The sequence below is a fragment of the Nocardioides iriomotensis genome (genome assembly GCF_004168035.1).
Lineage (GTDB): Bacteria > Actinomycetota > Actinomycetes > Propionibacteriales > Nocardioidaceae > Nocardioides_B > Nocardioides_B iriomotensis.
Map to the genome: position 1 here is coordinate 474,430 of NZ_SDPU01000035.1, position 24,571 is coordinate 499,000.

The 24,571-nt window shown below is 72.3% G+C and carries 23 protein-coding genes and 1 pseudogene; 13 read left to right on the forward strand and 11 right to left on the reverse strand.

The genetic code is table 11. The annotated features are described in order from the left end of the window. Window positions 1-24: 24 nt before the first annotated feature. The 5 genes from ETU37_RS22045 to ETU37_RS22065 all read left to right on the forward strand — a co-directional run bounded on the left by ETU37_RS22045 (window position 25) and on the right by ETU37_RS22065 (window position 4,852). On the forward strand, window positions 25-1,584 hold the full coding sequence (locus ETU37_RS22045) for an AbgT family transporter (protein ID WP_129989470.1): 1,560 nt from the start codon (window positions 25-27) through the stop codon (window positions 1,582-1,584). After that, complete coding sequence (locus ETU37_RS22050) at window positions 1,581-2,750, forward strand: M20 family metallopeptidase (protein ID WP_129989471.1); 1,170 nt, start codon at window positions 1,581-1,583, stop codon at window positions 2,748-2,750. Before ETU37_RS22045 ends, ETU37_RS22050 begins: the two co-directional genes overlap by 4 nt. A gap of 91 nt (window positions 2,751-2,841) precedes the next feature. Next, entirely contained in the window at window positions 2,842-3,468 is a 627-nt protein-coding gene (locus ETU37_RS23525) for an excalibur calcium-binding domain-containing protein (RefSeq protein WP_206054116.1), read from the forward strand. 13 nt (window positions 3,469-3,481) lie between these two features. After that, complete coding sequence (locus ETU37_RS22060) at window positions 3,482-4,525, forward strand: DUF4236 domain-containing protein (protein WP_129989472.1); 1,044 nt, start codon at window positions 3,482-3,484, stop codon at window positions 4,523-4,525. Between the two features lie 45 nt (window positions 4,526-4,570). Continuing rightward, complete coding sequence (locus tag ETU37_RS22065) at window positions 4,571-4,852, forward strand: excalibur calcium-binding domain-containing protein (RefSeq protein WP_129989473.1); 282 nt, start codon at window positions 4,571-4,573, stop codon at window positions 4,850-4,852. Here the strand turns inward: ETU37_RS22065 and ETU37_RS22070 are convergent. Both ETU37_RS22070 and ETU37_RS22075 read right to left on the reverse strand, forming a co-directional pair. Further along, a pseudogene (locus ETU37_RS22070) lies at window positions 4,792-5,211 on the reverse strand (substrate-binding domain-containing protein); the annotation flags it as partial. The gene ETU37_RS22065 and the pseudogene ETU37_RS22070 sit on opposite strands and share 61 nt — an antisense overlap. Window positions 5,212-5,306: 95 nt before the next feature. After that, a complete protein-coding gene (locus ETU37_RS22075; RefSeq protein ID WP_338068639.1) occupies window positions 5,307-6,647 on the reverse strand; it encodes an ROK family transcriptional regulator in 1,341 nt (446 codons plus the stop codon). A gap of 75 nt (window positions 6,648-6,722) precedes the next feature. Here ETU37_RS22075 and ETU37_RS22080 point away from each other — a divergent pair, with 75 nt between their 5' ends. From ETU37_RS22080 to ETU37_RS22095, 4 genes are all read left to right on the forward strand, one after another. Next, complete coding sequence (locus ETU37_RS22080; RefSeq protein ID WP_129989475.1) at window positions 6,723-8,006, forward strand: ABC transporter substrate-binding protein; 1,284 nt, start codon at window positions 6,723-6,725, stop codon at window positions 8,004-8,006. Window positions 8,007-8,170: 164 nt separating this feature from the next. Next, a complete protein-coding gene (locus ETU37_RS22085; protein WP_129989476.1) occupies window positions 8,171-9,085 on the forward strand; it encodes a carbohydrate ABC transporter permease in 915 nt (304 codons plus the stop codon). Then, window positions 9,082-9,969, forward strand: a complete 888-nt coding sequence (locus ETU37_RS22090; RefSeq protein WP_129989477.1) for a carbohydrate ABC transporter permease — start codon at window positions 9,082-9,084, stop codon at window positions 9,967-9,969. Before ETU37_RS22085 ends, ETU37_RS22090 begins: the two co-directional genes overlap by 4 nt. Continuing rightward, window positions 9,966-11,168, forward strand: a complete 1,203-nt coding sequence (locus ETU37_RS22095; protein WP_129989478.1) for an AGE family epimerase/isomerase — start codon at window positions 9,966-9,968, stop codon at window positions 11,166-11,168. The genes ETU37_RS22090 and ETU37_RS22095 overlap by 4 nt, the downstream gene beginning before the upstream one ends. A gap of 56 nt (window positions 11,169-11,224) precedes the next feature. Here ETU37_RS22095 and ETU37_RS22100 read toward each other — a convergent pair whose 3' ends face one another. The 6 genes from ETU37_RS22100 to ETU37_RS22125 are packed head-to-tail and all read right to left on the reverse strand — an operon-like array spanning window position 11,225 to window position 16,821. Then, window positions 11,225-12,412 carry an acetate kinase gene (locus tag ETU37_RS22100; RefSeq protein ID WP_129989479.1) on the reverse strand — a complete coding sequence of 396 codons (1,188 nt, stop codon included), beginning with the start codon at window positions 12,410-12,412 and terminating at the stop codon, window positions 11,225-11,227. Then, the gene (gene pta / locus ETU37_RS22105; protein WP_129989480.1) at window positions 12,409-14,493 is read right to left on the reverse strand and encodes a phosphate acetyltransferase; all 2,085 of its coding nucleotides are present in this window, start codon (window positions 14,491-14,493) and stop codon (window positions 12,409-12,411) included. Before pta ends, ETU37_RS22100 begins: the two co-directional genes overlap by 4 nt. A gap of 9 nt (window positions 14,494-14,502) precedes the next feature. Further along, window positions 14,503-14,862, reverse strand: a complete 360-nt coding sequence (locus ETU37_RS22110; RefSeq protein ID WP_206054117.1) for a DNA polymerase ligase N-terminal domain-containing protein — start codon at window positions 14,860-14,862, stop codon at window positions 14,503-14,505. Beyond that, on the reverse strand, window positions 14,859-15,908 hold the full coding sequence (locus ETU37_RS22115; protein ID WP_240755891.1) for a zinc-binding dehydrogenase: 1,050 nt from the start codon (window positions 15,906-15,908) through the stop codon (window positions 14,859-14,861). The genes ETU37_RS22110 and ETU37_RS22115 overlap by 4 nt, the downstream gene beginning before the upstream one ends. A 14-nt stretch (window positions 15,909-15,922) precedes the next feature. After that, window positions 15,923-16,444 (reverse strand): 2'-5' RNA ligase family protein, encoded by a 522-nt coding sequence (locus ETU37_RS22120; RefSeq protein ID WP_129989482.1) that lies wholly within the window; start codon window positions 16,442-16,444, stop codon window positions 15,923-15,925. 8 nt (window positions 16,445-16,452) lie between these two features. Continuing rightward, window positions 16,453-16,821, reverse strand: coding sequence for a winged helix-turn-helix transcriptional regulator (locus ETU37_RS22125; protein ID WP_129989483.1), 369 nt, complete (start codon window positions 16,819-16,821; stop codon window positions 16,453-16,455). 131 nt (window positions 16,822-16,952) lie between these two features. Between ETU37_RS22125 and ETU37_RS22130 the strand changes: the two genes are divergently transcribed. The 3 genes from ETU37_RS22130 to ETU37_RS22140 all read left to right on the forward strand — a co-directional run bounded on the left by ETU37_RS22130 (window position 16,953) and on the right by ETU37_RS22140 (window position 21,030). Further along, complete coding sequence (locus ETU37_RS22130; protein ID WP_129989484.1) at window positions 16,953-17,831, forward strand: SDR family oxidoreductase; 879 nt, start codon at window positions 16,953-16,955, stop codon at window positions 17,829-17,831. A gap of 99 nt (window positions 17,832-17,930) precedes the next feature. Beyond that, a complete protein-coding gene (locus tag ETU37_RS22135) occupies window positions 17,931-19,661 on the forward strand; it encodes an NAD(P)/FAD-dependent oxidoreductase (protein WP_129989485.1) in 1,731 nt (576 codons plus the stop codon). Continuing rightward, window positions 19,654-21,030, forward strand: coding sequence for an adenylate/guanylate cyclase domain-containing protein (locus tag ETU37_RS22140; protein WP_129989486.1), 1,377 nt, complete (start codon window positions 19,654-19,656; stop codon window positions 21,028-21,030). Before ETU37_RS22135 ends, ETU37_RS22140 begins: the two co-directional genes overlap by 8 nt. Window positions 21,031-21,040: 10 nt before the next feature. Here ETU37_RS22140 and ETU37_RS22145 read toward each other — a convergent pair whose 3' ends face one another. Together ETU37_RS22145 and ETU37_RS22150 are read right to left on the reverse strand one after the other, a co-directional pair. Further along, a complete protein-coding gene (locus tag ETU37_RS22145; RefSeq protein WP_129989487.1) occupies window positions 21,041-22,228 on the reverse strand; it encodes a SpoIIE family protein phosphatase in 1,188 nt (395 codons plus the stop codon). Next, window positions 22,225-23,037, reverse strand: coding sequence for an alpha/beta fold hydrolase (locus tag ETU37_RS22150; RefSeq protein ID WP_129989488.1), 813 nt, complete (start codon window positions 23,035-23,037; stop codon window positions 22,225-22,227). Before ETU37_RS22150 ends, ETU37_RS22145 begins: the two co-directional genes overlap by 4 nt. A gap of 191 nt (window positions 23,038-23,228) precedes the next feature. Here ETU37_RS22150 and ETU37_RS23385 point away from each other — a divergent pair, with 191 nt between their 5' ends. Beyond that, window positions 23,229-23,375, forward strand: coding sequence for a hypothetical protein (locus ETU37_RS23385; RefSeq protein WP_165372642.1), 147 nt, complete (start codon window positions 23,229-23,231; stop codon window positions 23,373-23,375). An 81-nt stretch (window positions 23,376-23,456) separates the two neighbouring features. Here the strand turns inward: ETU37_RS23385 and ETU37_RS22155 are convergent, their stop codons facing one another. Next, a complete protein-coding gene (locus tag ETU37_RS22155) occupies window positions 23,457-24,359 on the reverse strand; it encodes a glycerophosphodiester phosphodiesterase (RefSeq protein WP_129989489.1) in 903 nt (300 codons plus the stop codon). Window positions 24,360-24,571: the final 212 nt, after the last annotated feature.

Sequence of the window (24,571 nt, forward strand, 5' to 3'; positions counted from 1 at the left end):
CACCACATCTCGGGAAGGACGTGCATGTCCACCACCACTGCCACCGAACCGCAGTCGCGGGCGATGCGGGCGGCGTTCCGCTCGTTCAGCGCGATCGAGCGGGTCGGCAACAAGCTGCCGCACCCGTTCTGGCTGTTCTGGCTGCTCGCCGTCGTCGTGATCGCACTGAGCTGGCTGCTCGCGTCGCTCGACGTGAGCGCGACCGCGCCGGGCACCGACGACGTCGTCGCGGCCAAGAGCCTGGTCAGCCAGGAGGGCATCGCCTACATGATCGGGGAGGCGGTCACCAACTTCGCCGCCTTCCCGCCCCTGGCCACGATCCTCACCGTCATGCTCGGCATCGCGGTGGCCGAGCGCAGCGGCCTGATCACCAGCCTGCTGCACGCGATGGTCTCGCGCGTCCCGGGGCGCTACCTCACCTTCGCGCTGTCGATGACCGCGATGGTCGGGCACGTCGCGGGCGACGCGGCGTACGTCACCCTGATCCCGCTCGGCGCCCTCGTGTTCAAGGCCGCGGGGCGCAGCCCGGCGCTCGGCGCGATCGTGGCCTTCGTGTCGATCAGTGCCGGGTACGACGCGTCGCCGTCGCTGACCACCACCGACGTCCTGCTGTCGGGCATCTCGACCGCGGCGGCCCAGACCATCGACGAGTCCTACGTCGTCACGCCCGTCGACAACTACTTCTTCGGGCTGGCGTCGTCGGTGCTCATCGCGCTGGTGATCACGCTGGTGACCGAGAAGATCCTCTCGCGCCGCCCGGACCTCGAGACCGAGGACGACGACGCCGACATCGCCGCCGACGAGGCCAGCCTGGAGTCGACCCCGACGAAGCGTCGTGCCCTGCGGATCACCGGGCTCGTCGCGCTCGGCTACGTGCTGCTCCTGGTCGTGGCCGTCGCGCCTCCCGGATCGCCGTTGCGCGGCGAGGACGGCGCCGTCGTGAGCTCCCCGCTCTTCGTCGGGATGGCGTTCGTGCTGGGTGTGTTCTTCACGCTCGTGGGCGCGGTGTACGGCGCCGCCGCGGGCACCATCCGCCGCCCGCGCGAGGTCGTCGAGGCCATGGTCGACGGCATCCGCTCGATGGCGCCGATCCTGGTGCTGTTCTTCGCGATCTCGCAGTTCCTGGCCTACTTCAAGTGGACGGGCCTGGGGGAGATCCTCGCGATCAAGGGCGCCGAGTCGCTGCGCGACATCTCCGCGCCCGGCTGGGCCGTCCTGCTCGGTATCGCGGTCCTGGTGACCCTCATGAACCTGGTGATCACGAGCGGGTCGGCGCTCTGGTCGCTGGCGGCCCCGGTCTTCGTGCCGATGCTGATGCTGCTCGACATCAACCCCGAGACCACGCAGGCGATCTACCGCGTCGCCGACTCGGTGACCAACTGCGTCACGCCGATGAGCCCGTACTTCGTGATGGCCCTCGGCTTCGTGCAGCGCTTCCGCCGCTCGGCCGGCATCGGGACGCTGGCGTCGTACACGATCCCGCTGGCAGCGGTGATCTGGGTGGTGTGGGTGCTCTTCTTCCTCGCCTGGTACCTCGTCGGGCTGCCCCTCGGTCCCGGCGCGCCCGTGGGAGCGATGCCGTGAGCCGCGCGTTGCTGACCCAGGCCACGGAACGCGTCGACGCGATCCTGCGCGACGTCGTCGCCCTCGTCGAGGTGGAGACGTCCAGCTACGACAAGGCCGCCCTCGACCGCGGCCTCGACCACGTCGACGGGCTGCTACACGAACACCTCGGCGACCCCTCCGAGTCCCGCCGGCACGACGGCGGTGACAAGGGCGACGTCCTCACGGCGACGTACGCAGGCAGCGGTGGCGGGCACGTCTCCCTGCTCGCGCACTACGACACCGTCTGGCCGACCGGAACGCTCGCGGGGTGGCCGGTCACGACCGAGGAGGTCGACAGCGGGCTCCGCACGACCGGGCCGGGGATCTTCGACATGAAGACCGGCCTGGTGCAGGGGATCTGGGCGCTGCGGCTGCTGCGCGAGAGCGGCGCCCCGACCCCGACCGTCACGTTCGTCCTCAACGGCGACGAGGAGATCGGCTCGATCTTCTCGCGCCAGGTCATCGAGGCCGTCGCGACGGGCACCGACGCCACGCTCGTCCTCGAGCCGAGCGTCGGCGGTGCGGTGAAGACCGGCCGCAAGGGCATCGGCATCTTCGGGCTGGAGACCGCGGGCGTCGAGTCGCACGCCGGGCTCGACCCCGAGGCCGGTGCGAGCGCCATCCACTCGCTCGCCCGGGTGATCGGCGACGCCGCGCGGATCGCCCGGCCGGAGGTGGGCACCACGGTCAACGTCGGTCTCGTCGAGGGCGGCTCGGGGTCCAACGTGGTCGCCGGCCGTGCCTCCGCGCTGGTCGACGTACGTGTCGCCGACGTCGCCGAGCAGGACCGGGTCGACCGGGAGTTCGACGCGCTCGAGACCGGTGACGACCGGGTCAGCCTGACGGTGAAGCACGGCTGGAACCGGCCGCCCATGACCCTCGGGCCGGCGAGCCGGCCGCTCCTCGACCTGGCCCAGGCCGTGGCGGCCGACCTCGGCTCGCCGCTGCGCGACGTCAGCGTCGGCGGTGCCAGCGACGCAAACTTCGTCGCCGCCCTCGGCAAGCCGGTCCTCTGTGGACTCGGTGCGGTCGGACAAGGCGCGCACGCCCGGGGCGAGTACATCGACCCCGCCACGGTCCCGCACCAGACCGCGCTGGTGGCCGGGCTGCTCGGCCGGCTCGCGGAGGGGATGCGGCCGGTGTGATATGCAGCGCAAGCCGGTTTGGACATTCCGAGGACGCGCGGCCGGGACGGTAGCGAGACTGGGACTGTTCGTCTCAACGGGGGAGTCATCCATGTCCGAGCAGTCGCTGCCGCCTGTCCACGAGTACCCGGGCTACTTCAGCCGGAAGCCGCCGATCTTGCGCCGCCGTGGAACCCAGGTCGGCGGTGCCGCGGTCGCAGGTGTGGTGCTCGGGCTGCTCGTGGGCGCAGGTGGGTCGACCTCGGCCACGGCGACGCCGGAGCCGGCTGACATCTCCGCCGCCGTCGACCAGGCGGACATCGACCACCAGGTCGAAGCCGCCGTGGAGGAAACCGTCGACGCGGCAGTCGACGAGGCCGTGGACGACGCCGTCGCCGTCGAGCAGGAGCGCGCGGACGACCGCGTCGCCGAGGTCAAGCAGGACCTCCGTCAGGACCTGCGCCGCGTCCAGCGCGCCGCCAAGGCCGCCAGGACGCGCGCCGTTACGGCGGCGGTCGAGCGCACCAAGCGACAGATGCGCACACAGTTCGCTGCCACCGCTCCTGCCGCGCTCGGTGGTGTGACCAGTGGCTCGTCGTCCGGCGGTGGTGCGACGGACCCGCGCTTCAGCTACTGCTACGAGGCGAACGACAACGGTTACGGGCCGTACCGCCGTGGTGTCGACCCCGAGTACGCCTGGTACGACGACGCCGACAACGACGGCGTCGTCTGCGAGTGACGGGGAGACGTCCGTGCCGAGCTTCTTCTCGTTCCGCGTCGCACCCGGCGTCCGCATCTCCGCGTCCGGTCGCGGAGTACGGGCTCACCTCGGTCCTCGCGCCGCCCGGCTGCACGTTGGCGGCGGCGGCACCGGGGTCTCCACCGGCGCAGGCCCGTTCACGCACTACCAGTCCTTGAGTCGAGGCTCGTCCGGCCGACGGCCGGCCTCCGGCCCTTCGGCAGCGGAGCAGAAGGCTCGCGAGGCGCAACGGATCGAGGCCGTGCTGCGTGGCATCCGCACGTTGCACCGAGCGGAGTTCGCGTCGCCCGTCAAGCAGACGGCACCGCTTCCGTCGCTGCCGCCGTTCCGGTCCCTGGTCGAACGCGCCGAGGCGCATCACGTGCGCGCCGCGAGCCTGTTCCGGCGAGCGCAGCGGCGATCCGCCCGCAACCGCGCGCGAGCAGACGCGGAGATCCACGCCCAGCGCCTCCTGGGAGAGGCGCGAGCGGAGCAGCGGCGGGCGCAGGACGCGATGGACGAGTCCTGGCGCCTCCTCATGATCAACGACGAGGACACGTTGCTGCCCGCGCTCGAGGCGGCGTTCGAGGACAACCAGGCGCCTGCGGCAGCGCTCGGCGTCGACATCGACACGGTCAACGTCGTGGTGCTCGTGCCTGGCCTCGACGTGCTGCCGGACCGGATGCCGTCGGTCACGAAGGCGGGCAACCTCAGCCTCAAGGCGATGCCCAAGTCCACCCAGGCCGCGGTGTACCGCGACCTCGTTGCCGGCCACGTACTGCTCTCCGCGCAGGAGGCCCTTGCCGTCGGCGTCGGTCTCGAGGCGGCCGCGGTCGTCGCTGTCCGGCGTGAGGCCGATGGCGGACTGAGTGCCTTGCTGGCCACCCGCATCGAGCGGCACGCCCGGATCCCGGAGGGGACGCCGTGGGCGGTGCTGGAGCACGCGGGCCGGGACACGACGGTGAACCTGCGCGGCATCAGCAAGGCGTTGTCGCCGCTGAACCTTGCGAAGGAACCCGAGCTGCGCGCACTCGTCGACGAGTGCGCCCTCGACTGAAGCCACGCGTGGCGCTCGGCCACGCGCGATCCCTGGGAGGGAACCATGTCCAAGAAGATCACGCGCTCGCTCGCGGTGTCGGCCGTCGCCGCTGTCATCGCGCTGCCCGTCGGAGTCGGCACCGCTCAGGCCGCCGGCCCGGCGCCGCGGGAGTACGCCAATTGCACCGCGCTGAACAAGGTCTACCCGCACGGTGTCGGCAAGCTCGGTGCGCGCGACAAGACGTCCGGCACCCGAGTGACGACGTTCACCCGCAACAACAAGGTCTACAGCCTCAACACCAAGAGCGACCGCGACAAGGACGGCATCGCCTGCGAGAAGGCCTGATCGCCTCGCGCCAGCGCGTCGAGGGCCCGCACCCGTCGGTCAGAGGGTGAGGGCCTCGGCGCGCTGGTGTGACCGACCAACGGAGCGGTTCCGCGAAGGCCGACCATCGAGGGGTCCTTGTGCACCCGTTCGCCGGCGACGAGCCCGAAGATGTGACTCCTCGGCCAGAGCTGGCTGCTCAGCGCGCCGAGGTGGAGTACGACGAGCCGGGTGGGGAGGGTGATCGTCTTCGGCGCGCTGATGTCGCCGGCCAGCCGATGGAACAGCATGTGCGCGGCCTGCGCGCCGAGGGCGGCGGGGTCCTGCGCGCCGACGGTGACCGCCGGCACGAGCAGGTCGGCGAGCTCGAAGTCGTCGAAGCCGACGACCGCTCGACCCGGCCAAGGAGCCGGTGTCGCTGCGGCTGCCGAACGACCCGCGGTTGGAGGTCTACGCCCTCAACAGCCGCAACGGCTCAGGCTGACCGGTGGTCCGCAGCCGTGGGCAGCCCGGCGACCGCGGGGACGTCCTTGGCGAGCGCCAGCGCTCCCATGACGCCCGCGTGCTCGCCGAGGCTGCCCGGGATCACCCGCAGCGCCGAGGCGGTGTCGGGCTGGGCGTAGCGGGCCACCGAGTCGCGGATGCCGCGCAGCAGCGAGGGGGAGACGCCCACGGCGCCGCCCACCACGATGACCGCGGGGTTGAGGTGGTTGCTCAGGTCGGCCAGCACGCGCCCGATCGCCCGTCCGGCGTCGTCGAAGATCCGGTTGACGCCGGCGTCCTCGGCGCGGCTGAGCGCGAGCATCCGCTCGACGTCCAGCTCCACGCCGTACGCCGGACGGAGCAGCTCGACCAGCCGGGGCGCGGCCACCTGCGTCTCGAGGCAGCCGCGGTTGCCGCAGCGGCACACCGGCCCGTCGTCGTCGAGGCGCACGTGCCCGATCTCGCCGGCGATGCCGGTGACGCCGCGGTGCAGCCGGCCGGCCAGGATCAGCCCGGCACCGATGCCGCCGGCGACCTTGACGTAGATGACGTCGTCGTGGCCGCGCGCGGCGCCGTGCACGAGCTCGCCGAGCGCGCCGACGTTGGCGTCGTTGTCGGTCCGCACGTCGAGGCCGATCCGGTCCGCGAGCTCGACCGACGGCTGCAGGGTGACCCAGCCCGGCAGGATCGGCGAGACGATCGTGCCGGTGCGCGGGTCGATCGGGCCGGGGACGCCCATGCCCACGCCGACGACCCGGGACTCGTCAGCGCCGGCCTCGGCCAGGCACTCGCGCACCATCTTTGCGGTGAGGTCGAGGGTGGGCGGGGCCGGCTCGCGGTCGACGTCGTAGGCGACCTCGCGCTCGCTGAGGATGTCCGAGGCCAGGTCGCTGACCGCGACGCGTACGTGCCGGTGGCCGATGTCGACCCCGACCAGCACGCGTGGGTCGCCGGCGAGCGTCAGCCGGGTCGGCGGGCGTCCGGTGCCCTTGGGGGCGGGCTCGCCGGACGTCTCGGCGAGGTGGCCCTCGGTCATCAGCTCCTTGACGATGCTCGAGACCGTGCTGCGGGAGAGCCCGGTGCGCCGGGTCAGCTCGCTGCGGCTGAGCGGCTCGGAGCGGCCGAGCAGGTCCAGCACGAGGGCACGGTTCGTGGTCCGAAGAGCGCTCGGTCCGGATTCGTCCGTTCCGACCGTCTCGTCCGTATCTACGGCACCACGCGCACCGCCCGCCTCGGTCATGGTGACGAGGCTAACCGAATTATGCCGAAGTTGAACAGAAACAACTCGGTAAAGACACGGGTTTCTGCATTGACTGGTCAGAAACCCCGTCATACGTTGACTCGAAATGAAAGCGACCACCGCGGACCTGCTGCCGGCGGTCGAGCTCGTGCGAACCGGAGGAACGTCATGAGAGCAACCCCCAAGAAGCTGGTCGCGGTGCTGGCCACCGCCGGCCTGCTGACCCTGACCGCCGCGTGCGGTGGGGACAGCGGCAGCGGCGGCGGAGGCGGCGACAGCGCCGACGTCGAGGTCTTCACCTGGTGGGCCGAGGGCAGTGAGAAGGAGGGCCTCGACGCCCTCGTCAAGGTGTTCGAGGAGCAGAACCCGGACTTCAACTTCGTCAACGGCGCGGTGGCCGGCGGCGCCGGCTCCGACGCCAAGAACGTCCTCGCCTCGCGCCTGCAGACCAACGACCCGCCGGCGACGTTCCAGGCGCACGCCGGTGCGGAGCTGACCGACTACATCGAGCAGGGCCAGATCGAGGGCCTGTCCGACATGTACGAGGAGAAGGGCTGGAACGAGCTCTTCCCGGAGGGCCTGCTCGAGCGGCTGCAGCAGGACGGTGAGATCTACTCCGTCCCCTCGAACATCCACCGGGCCAACGTGGTCTGGGCCAACCCGGCCGTGCTGAAGGACGCCGGCCTCGACCCCGAGGCCACCTACGACACGCTCGACGACTGGATCGCGGCGCTGAAGAAGGTCGACGCGGCCGGCAAGATCCCGCTGTCCGTCGCGACCGACTGGACGCAGGTCCACCTGCTCGAGACCGTGCTGCTCGCCGACCTGGGTCCCGAGGGATACAGCGGCCTCTGGGACGGGTCGACCGACTGGAGCGGTCCCGAGGTCTCCGACGCGCTCGACGACTACGCCACGCTGATGGACCTCACCAACACCGACCGTCAGTCGCTCGACTGGCCCGACGCCACCCAGCTCGTCATCGACGGCGACGCGGCGTTCAACGTGATGGGCGACTGGGCCGAGGCGGCCTTCGCCAGCCAGGACAAGACCCTGGGCACCGACTACATGGCGTTCCCGGTGCCGGGCACCGACGGTGTCTTCGACTTCCTGGCCGACTCGTTCACGATGCCGGTCAACGGCCCGAACCCCGACGGCACCGAGGCCTGGCTCGACACCGTGGCCAGCGCCGAGGGCCAGGAGGCCTTCAACAAGGCCAAGGGCTCGATCCCGGCCAACCTCGAGGCGAAGACCGACGACTTCGGTGACTACCAGCAGACCGCCATCGAGTCGTGGCAGAACGACGAGATCGTGTCGTCGCTCGCCCACGGTGCGGCGGCGTCCGTCAGCTGGCTGACCGACGTCACGGCTGCGGTCGCGAAGTTCGGATCCGACGGCGACGTGGCCAGCCTGCAGGAGGGCCTGTCCGCCGCGGCGGAGAAGAACCAGTCCTGACCGGCTGACGCCGTCGTGACCCCGGCGCCGCCCAGCGCTGCCGGGGGCACGACCCCAGGAACACGGTGGCGGTCGTCTGCCTCGCGCAACGGCCGCCACCGTCCTTCCGCCGCCTTACCGGCGCGGTCTCGACAAAGGTCGACCACCGACGAAAGGCTTCACCCATGAGCACCCAGACCCCCGCGAAGCCGCGGCAGGGGTACCGGACCTGGGGACCGCCCCTGCTGCTGATCACCCCGACGATCATCGTCCTCGGCGTGTTCGTCTACGGCCTGATCGGCGCCAACCTCAACACCTCGTTCCAGGACCGGCACACCCGCGGTCCGGCCGAGGGCTACGTCGGGTTCGAGAACTACACCGCACTGTTCTCCGACGACACGTTCATCTACTCGCTGCGCAACCTGGTCCTCTACACCGGCACGTTCCTGGTCGGGACGCTGGTCCTCGGGTTCCTGTGGGCGTGGCTGCTCGAGCGCGGCGCCCGGGGCGAGTCCCTGTTCCGCGCCGTCTACCTCTTCCCGATGGCCGTCTCCTTCATCGCCTCGGGCGTGGTGTGGCGGTGGCTGCTGAACAACGCCGAGGGCGACCGCGCGTCGGGCCTGAACCGGCTGTTCGAGTCGCTCGGGCTCGGGTTCCTGCAGAACCCGTGGTGGACCGACCAGCGCTTCGGGATCATGGCGATCGCGCTCCCGGCGGTGTGGCAGCTGACCGGCTACGTGATGGCGCTGTTCCTGGCCGGCTTCCGGGGCATCCCCGAGGAGCTGCGCGAGGCCGGCCGCATCGATGGGGCGTCGGAGTGGCAGCTCTACCGGCACGTGCTGTTCCCGCAGCTGAGCCCGGTCGCGCTCTCGGCGACCATCATCATCGGCCACATGTCGCTGAAGGTCTTCGACCTGATCATGGCGATCGCCGGCCAGACCAACTACACGACCCAGGTGCCGGCCACCCAGATGTGGGTGGAGTTCACGCGCGGCGACTATGCCAAGTCCGCGGCCATCGGCACGGTGCTGCTGCTCATCGTGGCGGTGCTGATCGTGCCCTACCTCGTGGCCACCTACCGACAGGAGCGTCGCCGATGAGCACCGCCGTCACCACCGAGGCGCTGCCCGAGGCCAAGGGCACCGCTCCCGTCCGTCCCGCCTCCGGCAACGCCGTGGCCATGCGCACCCTGAAGTACGCCCTGCTCCTAGTGTTCCTGTGCATCGTGCTGATGCCGGCGTACGTCCTGTTCGTCACCAGCTTCAAGGGGATCGGCGACGCGACGCCGACCCGTGCCTGGCGGCTGCCCACCGAGTGGGAGACCGCCGGCTGGCAGCGCGCGTGGGAGACGCTGGCCCCGGCCCTCGTCCGCACGTTCTCGATGGTCATCCCGGCCGCGATCATCTCGGCGCTGATCGGCTCGATGAACGGCTTCGTGCTGTCGCGCTGGCGGTTCCCGGGTGCCGACATCGTGTTCACGCTGATCCTGTTCGGCATGTTCATCCCGTACCAGGCGGTGATGATCCCGCTGGTGCAGCTCGTGCAGTCGCTCGGTGTGCCGTCCGGCGTACCCAGCCTGATCCTGCTCCACGTCGTCTACGGCCTGCCGATCACGACGCTGATCTTCCGCAACTACTACGCCGGCGTGCCGCACGAGCTGATCGAGGCGGCCCGCGTCGACGGGGCCGGGCTGCTGCGCACCTACGCGTCGATCATCCTGCCGATCTCGATGCCGGCGTTCGTGGTCGTGCTGATGTGGCAGTTCACGTCGGCGTGGAACGACTACCTGTTCGCGCTGTTCTTCTCCAACTCGCGCAACGGGCCGGTCACCATCTCGCTGAACTTCCTGGCCAGCGGCCAGCTCCAGGACTACTCGGCGAGCATGGCGGGAGCGCTGATCGCCTCCGTGCCGACGCTGCTGGTCTACATCCTGCTCGGTCGCTACTTCGTCGGCGGGCTGATGGCGGGCTCGGTCAAGGGATGACCGCGCAGGTGGCGCGGGTCGACGCCGCCGCTGAGCTGCTGCGGCTGCTCGACTTCGCCCGGGGGGCTGCCGCCACGCCGGCCGGGTTCGCGTGGCTCGACGACCGCGGGGTGCCCGACCTCGCGCAGCACGTGCACACCTGGATCACGACGCGCATGACGCACGTGTTCTCGCTCGCCCACCTCCAGGCGGTCGGGGACGCGGCCGGGCTGGCGGCGCACGGTGTCCGTGCGCTCGCCGGCCCGCTGCGCGACGCCGAGCACGGCGGCTGGTACGCCGCGGTGTCGGCAGACGGGCGCGTCGTCGACGCCACCAAGGCGGCGTACGCGCACGCGTTCGTGGTGCTGGCCGGGTCGAGCGCGACGGTGGCGGGTGTGCGCGGCGGCGAGGCGCTGCTCGACGAGGCGCTGGAGGTCGTCGACACGCACTTCCTCGACGGCGACGGCCGGGTCGTCGACGCGCTCGCACCCGACATGGGGCCGGGCGAGGCCTACCGTGGCGCGAACTCCAGCATGCACATGGTCGAGGCGCTGCTCGCCGCCGGCGACGTCACCGGCGACCGGCGCCGGCACGACACCGCGCTCGGCATCGCCGAGCACCTCGTCCACGGCGTCGCGCGCGAGCACGACTTCCTGCTGCCCGAGCACTTCACCGCCGACTGGGTCGCCCTGCCCGACTACAACGCCGACGACCCGGCGGACCAGTTCCGCCCCTTCGGCTGCACGCCCGGCCACCTGCTGGAGTGGTCGCGGCTGCTGCTGCACCTCGAGGCGACCGTCGCGGAGCCGCCGGCCTGGCTGCTCGAGGACGCCGTGTCGCTGTTCGAGTCCGCCACCGAGGTCGGATGGACCGTGGACCTCGAGCCCGGCTTCGTCTACACCGTCGACTGGCAGCGGCACCCCGTGGTCCGCAGCCGGATGCACTGGGTGCACGCCGAGGGCCTCGCGGCCGCGGCGGCGCTGCACCGGCGCACGGGTGAGGCGTCGTACGCCGACTGGCAGCGGGTGCTCGAGGAGTACGTCGCGACGTACCTCGTCGACCGCGACCTCGGCTCGTGGCACCACGAGCTCGACGAGCACAACCGGCCGGCCGCGACGACCTGGCAGGGCAAGCCCGACGTGTACCACGCCTACCAGGCGCTGCTGCTCGCGAGCCGGCCGCTGGCGCCGGTGCTGTCGGTGCAGCTCGCAGGACGCTGACAGGCCACTTTCCGACCGACACGCCGGGCGTGTCGGTCGGAAAGTGGCCTCTCGCGCTAGATGACGGCGAGAGTCTGGCGGGCGATCTCCCACTCCTCGTTGGTGGGCACCACGAGCACGGCGACGTCGGCGCCGTCGGGGGAGACGGCGCGGGCGTCGCGGCTTCGGGCCTCGTTGCGGCCGTCGTCGACGACGATGCCCAGCCTGTCGAGTCCTGCGAGCGCGGCGGCGCGGACCGAGGGGGAGTTCTCGCCGACGCCGGCGGTGAACACCACCGCGTCGACGCGGCCGAGCACGGCGTAGTAGGCGCCGACGTACTTCCTGATCCGGTGCACGTAGACGTCGAACGCCAGCCGCGCGTCCTCGTCGCCGGCGTCGCGCAGCTCCGTGAGCCGGCGGAAGTCGTTGACCCCGGAGAGGCCCTTGAGGCCGGACTCCTTGTTGAGCGCGCGGTCGATGTCGAGCAGCGACCAGCCGAGCTGGCGGTTGAGGTGCGCGGGCACGGCCGGGTCGAGGTCGCCGGAGCGGGTGCCCATGACGAGGCCCTCGAGCGGGGTCAGGCCCATCGACGTCTCGACCGAGCGGCCGCCCTCGACGGCCGTGACCGAGCAGCCGTTGCCGAGGTGCAGCACGACCAGGTTGGTGTCCTCGACCGGCTTGCCGAGGAGGTCGGCGGCGGCCTGCGAGACGAAGGCGTACGACGTGCCGTGGAAGCCGTAGCGGCGGACGTGGTGCTCGTCCCGCCACGCCTTGGGTACGGCGTACGTGTAGGCGTGCTCGGGCAGCGTGGCGTGGAAGGCCGTGTCGAACACCGCCACCTGCGGCAGGTCCGGGAACAGCCGGCGGGCGACGCGCAGGCCCTCGAGGTTCGCCGGGTTGTGCAGCGGCGCGAGCGGCACGAGCTCCTCGACGGCGGCGAGCAGGGCGTCGTCGACGACCGTCGGCTCCGAGAACAGCTCGCCGCCGTGCACCACGCGGTGCCCGACGGCGCGGATGTCGGCGTCGGCGAGAGCGGGACCGTGCTGCTCGAACGCGTCGAGCACCGCACGCAGCGCGTCCTCGTGGTCGGTGAAGGCGCGCTTGTCGGTGTGCTCGCCGGACGGACCGCGGTGCGTGAGCGCGCCCCGGTCCTCGCCGATCGCCTCGACGATCCCGTCGGCCGGCTCGTCGCCGGTGGCGGCGTCGACGAGGGAGTACTTCAGCGAGGACGAGCCGGCGTTGACCACCAGCACGAGGTCGCTCATGCGTCGTGCCCCTCTCCCTGGGCCTGGATCGCGGTGATCGCCACCGTGTTGACGATGTCGCGCACGGTGGCGCCGCGGGACAGGTCGTTGACCGGCTTGCGCAGACCCTGGAGCACCGGCCCGATCGCGACGGCGCCGGCCGAGCGCTGCACGGCCTTGTAGGTGTTGTTGCCGGTGTTGAGGTCGGGAAAGACGAACACGGTGGCGCGGCCGGCGACCTCCGAGCCGGGCAGCTTGGTGCGGGCGACCGCGACGTCGATGGCGGCGTCGTACTGGATCGGTCCCTCGACGAGCAGGTCGGGCGCCTTCTGCTTGACCAGTGCGGTGGCCGCGGAGACCTTCTCGACGTCGGTCCCGGCGCCCGACGTACCGGTGGAGTAGGACAGCATGGCCACGCGAGGCTCGACGCCGAAGGCCGCGGCGGTGCGCGCGGACGACACGGCGATGTCGGCGAGCTGCTCGGCGGTCGGGTCGGGGTTGACCGCGCAGTCGCCGTAGACGAGGACCTGGTTCTCCAGGCACATGAAGAACACCGACGACACGACCGAGACCCCCGGCGTCGTCTTCACGATCTCGAGCGCCGGCCGGATCGTGTGCGCCGTGGTGTGCACCGCCCCGGACACCATGCCGTCGGCGAGGCCGAGCTCGACCATGAGCGTGCCGAAGTAGGACACGTCGGTGACCAGCGTGCGGGCGTCACCGAGCTCGACGCCCTTGTGCTTGCGGCGCTCGTAGTACTCCCGCGCGAACCGGTCCACGAGCTCCGCGTTTTGCGGGCTGACCAGCCGGGCGCCGGAGATGTCGACGCCGAGACCGGCCGCGGCGGCGTTGACCCGGATCGGGTCGCCGAGCAGGGTGAGGTCGACGATGCCGCGTCGCAGCAGGATGTCGGCCGCGCGCAGCACCCGCTCCTCGTCACCCTCGGGCAGCACGATGTGCTTCCTGTCGGCGCCGGCCCGGTCGACGAGCTGGTGCTCGAACATCAGCGGCGTGACCGCGTCGGTGCGCGCGACCTCGAACCGGTCGAGCAGCGTCTCGCCGTCGACGTGCTCGGCGAACAGCTGGATGGCGGTCTGCACCTTGCGCGGGGAGTCCTTGGTGAGCCGGCCCCGCACGCTGTTCAGCGCCGTGGTGGTCGCGTGGGTGCCGAGGTCGGTCTCGACGATCGGCATGGTGGTGCCGAGTCCGTCGAGCAGCCGGGACACCTGCTCGTGGAGGCTGAGCCCGCCGTTGAGGACGATGCCGGACATCTGCGGGAAGCCGGTGGACAGGTGGGCCGTGATCACGCCCAGGACGATCTCCGGCCGGTCTCCCGGGGTGACCACGACCGCGCCCTCGAACAACCGGTCGAGCACGTTGGGCAGCGTCATCGCCGCCACCACGAGCCCGGTGGTCTCGCGGCCGAGGAGGTTCTCGTCGCCGCTGACGAGGCTGCCGCCGCACGCGCGCATCAGGTCGGCCAGCGACGGAGCGCTGAGCAGCGGCTGCTCGGGCAGGGCGTAGGCGAGCGCGCTGTCGACGGTGATCGCCTCGGCGTCGGCCAGCACGTCGGCGGCGTCCACCCGGTTGGCGACGACGGCGAGGAGCGTCCCGTGCTGCGCACGCAGCTCCGCGACCGCGACCGCGGCCATCGTGCGGAGCTCGTCGGGGGTGCGGCCGTAGCCGTTGAGCACCAGCAGCACCGGGGCGCCGAGGTTGGCGGCCAGCCGGGCGTTGTAGGAGAACTCGGTCGGGCTGCCGACGTCGGTGTAGTCGGTGCCGACGATCACCACGACGTCGCACACATCGGCGACCTCGTGGTAGCGCTCGACGATCCGGTCCAGCGCCGCCGTCGGGTCCTTGTGCACGTCGTCGTACGTGACCCCGGCGCACTCCTCGTAGCTCAGCGTCACCGCCTCGTGGGAGGTGAGCAGGTCGAGCACGTAGTCGCGGCCGTCGGGGGAGTCGCTGCCGGACCGGACGACCGGCCGGAAGACCCCGACCTTGCCGACCCGGCGCGACAGCTGCTCGAGAAGGCCGAGCGCGACGGTGGACTTGCCCGAGAAGCCCTCGGCGGAGGCGACGTAGACGCTGCGTCCCATGCCGGGAGCCTAGTGTCCCGGCTGGTCCTTGGTGCGGTGCAGGAGCCAGTCGGAGCCGGTGTCGATCAGCGCGTAGCGCACGGAGCCGTCCCGCCCGTGCAGCGTGAACAGCAGCCGCTTGTCGTTGCTGCCCTCGTCCTCCCACCAGCCGATGTCGGCGATCGTCTTCTCGTCGTCCTCGTAGGTCAGGTGGTCGAGCTCGTGGTCGTCGACGGGCACCGCGAGGCGGTCGCGGCGCGGGTCGGTCGGCAGGCCCTTGGGCACCGCCCACGAGCGGAGCACCCCGTCCGCCTCGAGGCGCAGGTCGAAGTGCGGCTGCGGCTTGCGGTGGTCGTGCAGCACGAACGACGGCCGCGACGGGGCGCTCACGCCAGGTCCAGGTCGACGACGGTCATGCCCGCGCCTGCGGCGGGGGCGCTCATGGCGGCCAACGCGTGGCCGGCGTCGGCGAGCGGGATCGTGCGGCCGACGAGGCGCAGCGGGTCGACGGCGCCGGACGAGACGAGGTCGAGCATCGCGGGGTAGTCGCGCGCGGCCATGCCGTGCGAACCGTGGATCGAGAGCTCCTTGGCGACGACCGCGCCCATCGGCAGCGGAGGGGCGGCGTGCTCGCCGAGCAGCAGGCCGACCTGCACGTGCCGGCCGCGCGGGCGGAGCGAGTCGACCGACGCGACAGCGGTGGCCGAGGAGCCCACGGCGTCGAGCGACACGTGGGCCCCACCGTCGGTGGCCTCGTGCACCCGGCGTACGGCGTCCGGCCCGGCCGCGACGACGACGTCGGCGCCGAGGTCGCGGGCGAGGTCGCGCGCCGCGGGGGAGAGGTCCACGGCGACGACGTGGGCGCCGAGCGCCTTGGCGAGCAGGACCGCCGACAGCCCGACGCCGCCGCAGCCGTGCACCACGACGTGCCGGCCGGGCGCGACCTGGCCGTGCGCGGTGAGGGCGCGGAACGCGGTGGCGAACCGGCAGCCCAGCGACGCCGCGGCGACGAACCCGATCGCGTCGGGCAGGACCACGAGGTTGAGGTCGGCGGCCGGCAGCGCGACCCGCTCGGCGAACGAGCCGGGCATCGTGAAGCCGGGCTGCTGCTGGTCGGGGCACACCTGCGCGTCACCGCCCGCGCACCAGGCGCAGCGGCCGCAGCCGCACACGAACGGGACGGTGACGCGCTCGCCGACGTGGCGCGTGGTCACCTCCGGGCCGACCTCGACGACGACGCCGGCGAGCTCGTGCCCCGGCACCATCGGCAGCGGCACCGGGTCGTGCCCCTGCCAGGCGTGCCAGTCCGACCGGCACACGCCGGTCGCCCGGATCTCGACGACCGCGCCGTCGGGCGGGCAGACCGGGTCGGGGACGTCGACCACGCAGGGCGTCGCGCCGTAGGCGTCGTACCGGACCGCTCGCACGGTGGCCATCGTAGGAACCGGCCTCACACCGCGTGCACGTCGCCCGTCGTGGTGTCGACGACGACGAGCGGTCCGAGAGCGGCGTCGACCGGGAGGATGTCGAAGGCCAGCCCGGCCACGACCGGCAGCCGGTCGAGGTGCAGCCGCGGGGCGAGCGTGAGGTGCGGGGTCCAGGCGCCGGCCGCGTAGTTGCGGTGCAGCATGGCGTCGGTCGAGGCGGCGATGCCGGCCACCTGCTCCTGCCGGTCGAGCAGGGGCCGGGAGGCCTCCGGCACCAACCAGCAGCGGCTGCGCCGGAAGATGCCGAGGGCGTCGAACCGCAGCGTCAGGGAGGCGGCGTCACGGCAGGGCGCGAGCCGGTCCCGCAGCACCGGCAGCGTCGCGGGTGTGGCGTCGAGCAGGGACGCGAGGGTCAGGTGCGGCCGGTGCCGGCCGTGGGTGTGGGTCAGCAGCGAGCCGACGCCGACGTCCTCGAGCCGCTGCCACAGCGCCCGGACGGCGCGGTCGGCGCGCTCGTCGAGCAACAGGCAGACGGAGAGCGCCACGGCCGCGCTCAGTCCCGGCGGTCGACGTACGTGTGCAGCCACTCCAGCACCGGCGTCAGCCGGGCGACGACGTCGTGCCCGTCGGCGGTGAGGGAGTACTCCACGTGCGGGGGTACGACGGGCAGCGCCTCACGCCGGACCAGCCCGTCGGCCTCCAAGGTGCGCAGCGTCTGGGCCAGCATCTTCTCGGTCACACCTTCGATCGAGCGCCGCAGCTCCGCCCAGCGCAGCGTGCCGTGCGAGAGCTGGACGAGCACGAGGACGCCCCACTTGCTGGTGATGTGCTCGAACATCGCGCGGTAGGGGCAGTCGGCACTGGCCGCCATGAACGGAAGCGGCGGGGTCGACGCGGCGGGCTCGACGGTCCGGGCGGCCATGGCGTACCTACTTACCTGGAGGTGGGTACCGCACTTGGAAGTGGGTACCGGACATCGGGAAGGGTACTCCGTCTGCCGGGGTTGGGCACGGGTGAAAGCCCGTCCACCCCTTCCATCCCACCGGAGGACCCATGTCCGCACCGTCTCCCCGCTACGTCGTCACCGGCGCCACCGGCCACCTCGGCCACCTCGTCGTGGAGGAGCTGCTCGCCCGCGGCGTCCCGGCCGATCGGGTCGTGGCCACCGGCCGCAACCTCGCCAAGGTCGCCGACCTCGCCGAGCGCGGCGTCCGGGTCGCGCACGTCGACCTCGACGAGCCGGACACCCTGGCCGACGTCCTGGAGGCCGGCGACGTGTTCCTGCTCGTCTCCACCAACGACATCGCCCACCGGGTCCAGCAGCACGTCGACGCGGTCGCGCTGGCGGGCAAGGCCGGCGTCGCCCGGATCGCCTACACCAGCGCGCCGCGCGCCGGCGACACCCCGCTGGTGCTCGCGCCCGACCACGCGCGGACCGAGGAGGAGATCCGCGCCAGCGGGCTACCGTTCACGATCCTGCGCGACAACTGGTACATCGAGAACTACGCCCAGGACCTGGCCCGGGCCGCCGAGACCGGCGTCGTCGCCTCCAGCACCGGCGCGGGTCGGGTCGCCTCGGCGACCCGCCGCGACTACGCCGCCGCGATCGCCGGCGCGCTGGCGACGGAGGGCCACGAGGGAGCCACGTACGAGCTCGGCGGCGACACCGCCTGGACCTATGCCGACCTGGCCGCGGCGTTCGCCGAGGTGCTCGGCCGCGACGTCGTCCACCAGGACCTGACTCCCGCGGAGCACCTGGCCGCGCTCATCGCTGCCGGCCTCGACGAGGGCACCGCCGGGTTCGTCGTCGCCCTCGACGGCAACATCCGCGACGGCGCGCTCGACCTGCCCGGCGACGACCTGGCCCGCCTGGCCGGTCGCCCGGCGACCGGGCTGGTCCACAGCGTCCGGCTGCTCGAGCAGCAGGGGTAAAGCTTCGGCGAACCCGCTGCGCCATGCACCCCGGTTTCAGCGGGAACGCCCGAAAAATACGCGTCGCCCGCGCCGGGCCGGCCGCCCTACCGTCGCGCCATGGACGCGTCGGAGATCCAGGTGGGCACGGCGCGGCTGCGGCCCGTGCTGCTCGCGGTCGTGCCGGACCCTCAGCAGCTCGACCGCGTCGAGCACGAGCTGCAGCAGGCCTTCGGCACGGAGTTCCGGGTGCGCGGCGAGCGCACCTGCGCGGACGCGCAGCGGGTGCTCGACGACTGCCGGGACCTGGGCCAGCGCGTCGCGGTGGCGCTGGTGGACTACGCGCTCGATGAGGGGCCGCGCGCGGAGGTCCTCACCCGGCTGCGCAGCGACCACCCCGACGCGCGGCGCGCGATGCTCGTCGACTGGGGCTCGTGGGCCGACCGCGACGCGGCCCGCACGATCCTCCAGTCGATGGCGGTCGGCGACATCTCCTACTACGTGCTCAAGCCGTGGATCAACCGCGACGAGCTGTTCCACCGGACGGTCGCGGAGTTCGTGCAGGAGTGGTCGCGCAGCGACCCCACCAACCTCCGCGAGGTCGTGGTCGTGGCCGAGCGCACGTCGGTGCGCGCGTCGCAGATCCGCAGCCTGCTCACCCGCAACGGCATCCCGCACGCCTTCCGCGAGAAGGGCTCGGCCGACGCCGAGGACGTCCTCCGGTACGTCGACCTGGTCGGCTTCGACCGCTCCAACGCCGAGGTGCTCGTCTGGATGGCCGCCCTCGACGGGAAGGTGCTGCTCGACCCGACCGACGTCGAGGTCGCCGAGGCGTGGGGCGTCGCGACGACGCTGCCCCGGGACCAGCGCGACTTCGACCTGCTGGTCGTCGGTGGGGGACCGTCGGGCCTGGCCGCCGCCGTGTACGGCGCGTCGGAGGGGCTGCGCACGCTCGTCGTGGAGCGCGAGTCGCTCGGCGGCCAGGCGGGGTCGTCCTCGCTGATCCGCAACTACCTCGGGTTCTCCCGCGGGATCGGCGGCGCAGAGCTTGCCCAGCGCGGCTACCAGCAGGCCTGGGTGTTCGGCACCTACTTCCTCTTCATGCGCGAGGTGGAGCAGCTCAAGCCCGGCCCGGACGGTGTCTTCACCGCCACGATCGGCGGCGTCGGCGACGTCACCGCGCGGGCGGTCGTGCTGGCCACGGGTGTGAGCTACCGCCGGCTCGGGGTGCCCGACCTGGAGGCGCTGACCGGCGCCGGCGTGTTCTACGGCGCCAGCGTGTCCGAGGCGCAGGGTCTCACCGGGCTGCACGCGGTCGTCGTGGGCGGCGGCAACTCCGCCGGCCAGGCGGTGCTGCACCTCGCGCGCTACTGCGAGCAGGTGACGCTCGTGGTGCGGGGCGACGACCTCGGCGAGAGCATGTCGTCCTACCTGGTCGAGACGGTCGGCGCGACCGGCAACATCGGGGTCCGCCTGGCGAGCGAGGTCGTGGGCGGCGGGGGGTCGCCACGCCTCGACCACGTGGTCGTCCGCGACCGCAACGGGGGTGCGGAGGAGACGATCCGGGCCGACGGCCTCTTCGTGATGATCGGCGCCGAGCCGCGCACCGCATGGCTGCCCGACGACGTCGGGCGCGACCGGTTCGGCTACGTGCTCGCCGGCGCCGACGCCGCGTCGGCCGGCAGCTGGCCGCTCGCGCGGGCGCCGTACCCCTACGAGTCGACGGTGCCCGGGCTGTTCGCCGTCGGCGACGTCCGCTGCGGGTCGGTCAAGCGCGTCGCGTCCGCGGTCGGGGAGGGCTCGGTGGTGGTCTCGCAGGTGCACCAGCTGTTCAAGGAGCCGCATGGCTGAGCAGCCGTTCGCGTCGTCCCGCCGCATGCTGGTCCTCTCGGCCGGCGTGCTCGTGCTGCCGCTGCTGGGCTTCGTGCTCCTCATGCGGCGCCCCGCGCTGGACCTGCACTGGGAGCACCACCCCTCGCACTTCTGGCTGGTGCTCGCGACGGCGGCGCTCAGCGCGGTGCTCGCCTACGCGACCGGCACCGCCGCCCAGCGGCGTGGCGACGCCCGCGTGATGCTGGTGTCGCTCGCGTTCCTCTCCGCGGCGGGGTTCCTGGGGCTGCACGCCCTCGCCACGCCGGGCGTCCTGCTCGACGAGGCCAACGCGGGCTTCGCGGTCGCGACGCCGGTCGGCATCGCGATCGGCTCGCTGTTCGCGGTGGCGTCGTCGGCCGACTTCGGCGGCGACCGGGCCGTGCGCGCGGTGGTGCTCGCTCGCCGGGCCCGCGTCGTCCTGCTCGTGGTGATGGCGGCGTGGGCGGTCGCGTCGCTCGCCCAGCTGCCCCCGCTGCAGGCGGACCAGGTCGTGCCCGAGCAGGCGGGGGGCCTGCTCGGGCCGCTGGCGCTGGTCGCGATCCTGCTGTACGGCGTCGCCGCCGCGCGCTACCTGCGGCTGTGGCTGCTCCGGCCCTCGCTCATGCTGCTGTCGATGCTCTCGGCCTTCGTGCTGCTCGCGGAGGCGATGGTGGCGGTCGTCTTCGCCCGCAACTGGCAGCTGTCCTGGTGGGAGTGGCACGTCCTGATGCTCGCGGCGTTCGCGCTCGTCGCCCTCGGGGCCCGTTTGCAGTGGCACGAGGAGCGGTTCGCGGACCTCTACCTCCAGGACACCGTCGCCGGAGAGCGCGAGATGAGCGTGCTGTTCGCGGACCTGCAGGGGTTCACGACGTTCTCCGAGGCGCACGAGCCGGCCGAGGTCACGGCCATGCTCAACACCTTCTTCCAGGTCGCCGTACCCCCGGTCGTGCGTCAGTACGGCGGTGACATCGACCGGATCATCGGCGACGCGCTGATGGTCACGTTCAACAAGCGCGGCGACCAGCCCGACCACGCCGCCCGTGCGGCCGGGGCCGGCCTGGCGCTGCAGGAGGCGACGTCGCGGGTGCTGGCCGAGCACCCGGACTGGCCGCGGTTCCGGGTCGGCATCAACAGCGGCCCCGTGCTGGTCTCGCTGCTCGGCACCGAGGGCGGGCGCACGCACACCGTCATCGGGGACACCGTCAACACCGCCTCCCGCATCGAGGGCAAGGCGCCCGGAGGCGGCGTCGCGATCGGCCCGGCGACCAAGGCGCTGCTGCCGGCCGCGCGCACGGAGTCGCTCGGGCCGATGGAGCTCAAGGGCAAGACCGAGCCGATCGAGGTGCACCGGCTCCTGGCGCTGGGCTGAGAGCGGCCGGTCAGGTCGGCAGCAGGCGCAGGGACACGATCGCCACGTCGTCGCGCAGGTTGTCGCCCTGGAAGGCGACCACGTCCGCGAGCACCGCGTCGACCACCGCGGCGGCGGACTCGCTGTGGCGCTGGATGCAGCGCCGCAGCCTGTCCTCGCCGTACAGCTCGCGGTTCCGTCGTGCCTCGGTGACGCCGTCGGTGAACAGCGTCAGCACGTCGCCGGTGCGGAGGTCGATCTCGCGGTCGACGAACTCCACGGCGTCGAGGACGCCGACGAGCGGGCCGACGCCTCCCACCGGGACCGCGTCCTCGCCCGGGTGGGAGAGCAGGGGCGCCGGGTGCCCGCCGGAGCCCAGCGTGGCGTGCCAGGTCCCGTCCGGTCGGCGCTGGAGGCGCGCCATCGCGAGGGTGCAGTAGCGGTAGCCGTCCTGGCGGAGCAGCACCTCGTTGAGCGCCGAGAGCGCCTGGCTCGGGGCGTGCATCCCCACCACGACCGCCCGGATCGTGTGCCGCGCGAGGGCGGTCACGATGGCGGCCTCGACGCCCTTGCCGCAGACGTCGCCGAGCACGACCACCCAGTCGTCCGCTGCCACCTGGAAGGCGTCGTAGAAGTCGCCACCGACCTCGGCGCCCTCGCCGGCGGGCCGGAAGGCCGCGGCGAACTCGAGGCCCGGGATGCTGGGCGTGCTCGGGGGCAGCAGGGTGCGCTGCAGCGTCCGGGCGAGCGATCGAGCCCGCCGCTCGGAGTCTTCGGCCCGTTCCTTCGCGCGCAGGAGCTCGCGCTCGTAGGCGCGACGCTCCGTCGCGTCGAACACCACGATGCGGATCACGCGGGCGGCTTCGACCTCGTCGCGCTCGAGGACGGCGTTGACCAGCACGGGCAGCCGCGACCCGTCGGGCACCATGACCTCCAGCGCGATCTCGCGCACCTGACCCTGCATCTGCAGCAGCGGCATGTAGTGGGTCTCGTGGTAGAGCCGTCCGCCCGGGCTGAGCAGCTCGGCGAACCGCCGCCGCCCGACCAGGTCGTCGCGCTCCCAGCCCGTCCAGCGCAGGAAGGTGTCGTTGACGTTGACGATCGTGCCGGTCGGCGTCACGGACAGGTAGCCGCAGGGAGCGTTCTGGTACAGCTCCTCGGCGTCGTCCTCGGACACCGGCGGTACCAGGTCCCGCCGGCTCGTGGGAGGACCGCTCATGAGCGAGCCGGCACGGAGCGCAGGAAGTCCGCGATCGCCGCGGCCGTCTCCTCGGGTGCGCTGAGGTTGGGGCAGTGACCCGTCGCGTCGAGCACGGTCAGGACGCTGCCCGGGATCGTCTCGTGGACGTAGCGCCCCACCTCGATCGGGGCGATGACGTCGTCGCGGCACTGCAGCACCAGGGTGGGCACGGAAACGTCCGCCAGGTCCGCGCGGTTGTCGGACAGGAAGGTGACGCGCGCGAAGCGCTTCGCGATGTCGGGGTCGGTGCGGCAGAAGCTCGCCGTGAGCTCCTGTCCCAGCTCGGGACGGTCGTCGTTGCCCATGATCACCGGGGCGATGGCGCTCGACCAGCCGAGGTAGTTGCTCTCCAGCGAGCCGAGGAGCTCGAAGATGTCGGCCTCGGAGAAGCCGCCGACGTAGTCGTCGTCGTCGATGTAGCGGGGCGAGGGGCCGACCAGCACGAGGGCGCCGATGCGGTCGGGGCGGGCGGCCTGGGCGAGCACGCCGATCATCGCCGACACGGAGTGACCGACGAGGACCACGTCGTGGAGGTCGAGCGCGTCGCAGATCTCCACCACGTCCTGGGCGTACCCCTGCAGGGTCGCGTGCCGCTCGACGTCGTACGCCGCCGGGTCCACGGGACCGGCGCCGACGTGGTCGAAGAGCACCACGCGGTACTCGTCGGTGAACGCCGGCGTCACGTAGCGCCACATGTTCTGGTCGCACCCGAAGCCGTGCGCGAAGAGCAGCGGCCGGCCGTCGGAGGGCCCGTGCACCGTCACGTTGTGCCGAGCCAGTACGTCCACCCCCGCAGCCTAGTCCGGCCGCGCCGGCGTCTCGGGCGCGTCCGTGGCGCGCGGCGTGCCCCGCGGGTCGGGACCGGGGGCATGCTTTGTTGCCGTTGCGGGTTTTGCCCGGAACTTGCGCCGTCGGGTCGCGGATCGCCGTACCGTTTCGGGTACCGCAGAGGAGTTCGGGACAACCGGGGGAGATTCTGATGCAGGGACCATGGTCGTACGACGACAGCATGGGCGGCCGCGTGGTCGCGACGTCCGGTCCGCTCGGCAGCGCGGCGAGCGGAGACGGGGGAACGTCGCTCCAGGTGGTCGACGGGCAGCGGCCTGAGCCGCCGTCCGAGCGGTGAGGGCGTCCGGGCCCTCGCAGCGCACGGCCCTCGTGGTGTGGACCTCGCGTCCCTGCCACGGGGGCCGTGGCCGTCCGCAGGTCAGGAGGTCTCGGCGCCCCGCTGCTGGAGGACCCGGCCCAGGATGTTCGGCCGGTTGGTGACGACGGCGTCGACGCCCTTGTCGAGGTTGGCGTTCATGTTCTCCTCGGTGTCGACCGTCCACACCGAGCTGTCCATCCCGAGCGCGTGCACCGCCGCGACGTACTCGGCGTCGACGGTCTTGTGCCGCGAGCTGATCTCGTCCGCCCAGCGCGACAGGTCGGGCAGCTGGGACGGGTCCGGCGTGCCGAGCAGGGCGAGCTTCACCCGCGGCTCGAGCTCCTTGAAGGCGCGGGCGGAGTCGAAGTCGAAGGACTGCACGACGAGCTGGTCCGTCCGGATCGCCCGGCCGAGGTAGCCGTCGACCTGGCGCAGCGCGACCGAGACCTCTGACTCGATGCCGGGGTAGAGCTTCGGCGACTTCAGCTCGATCATGATCCCGGTGCCGGTGCGCTGGACCAGGCGCAGCGCCTGCTTCAGGCTCGGGATCCGCGTCCCGGCGTACCTCTCGGCCTTCCAGGACCCGGCGTCCAGCTTCTTCATGTCGCCGTAGGTGACGTCGCCGACGGCCCAGGACTTCCGCTTCGGGAAGACCTTCTCGATGTTGGTGGTGCGCGCCAGGTCGTTGTCGTGGATCAGCACCAGCCGGCCGTCCTTGCTGCGCTGCACATCGACCTCGACGAAGTCGACGCCCCTGTCGATCGCCGCCTTCAGCGCCACCAGGGTGTTCTCGGGCGCGACGTACCGGGCGCCGCGGTGAGCGACGGTCAGGACGGAGTCGGGGTCCTGGGCCACCAGTGACGGGGTCGCGGCGGCGCTGCCGGCCGTCGCGACCGGCAGCAGCGTGGTCGCGAGCAGGGACAGCGCGCCGACGGCGGCGGTCAGGGTGGGGGACAGGCGCATAGAGGGAGATCCCGAGGGGTCGACGGCACGGTCAGTCGTCCAGGGTAGGCGCCGGGTCGCTCCCGGGTCACCTTTACCCGCGGCTCCGGGCGTGGCGGGGCGCACCGGTGAGGCCTCTAGTTGTACCCGGCCACGAGGTTGGTAGCAGCGCGCCTGCTTGAACGAACGAGAACCCCCGAATGGGATGTGGCTTGTCTAAGGCCCACTCCCAC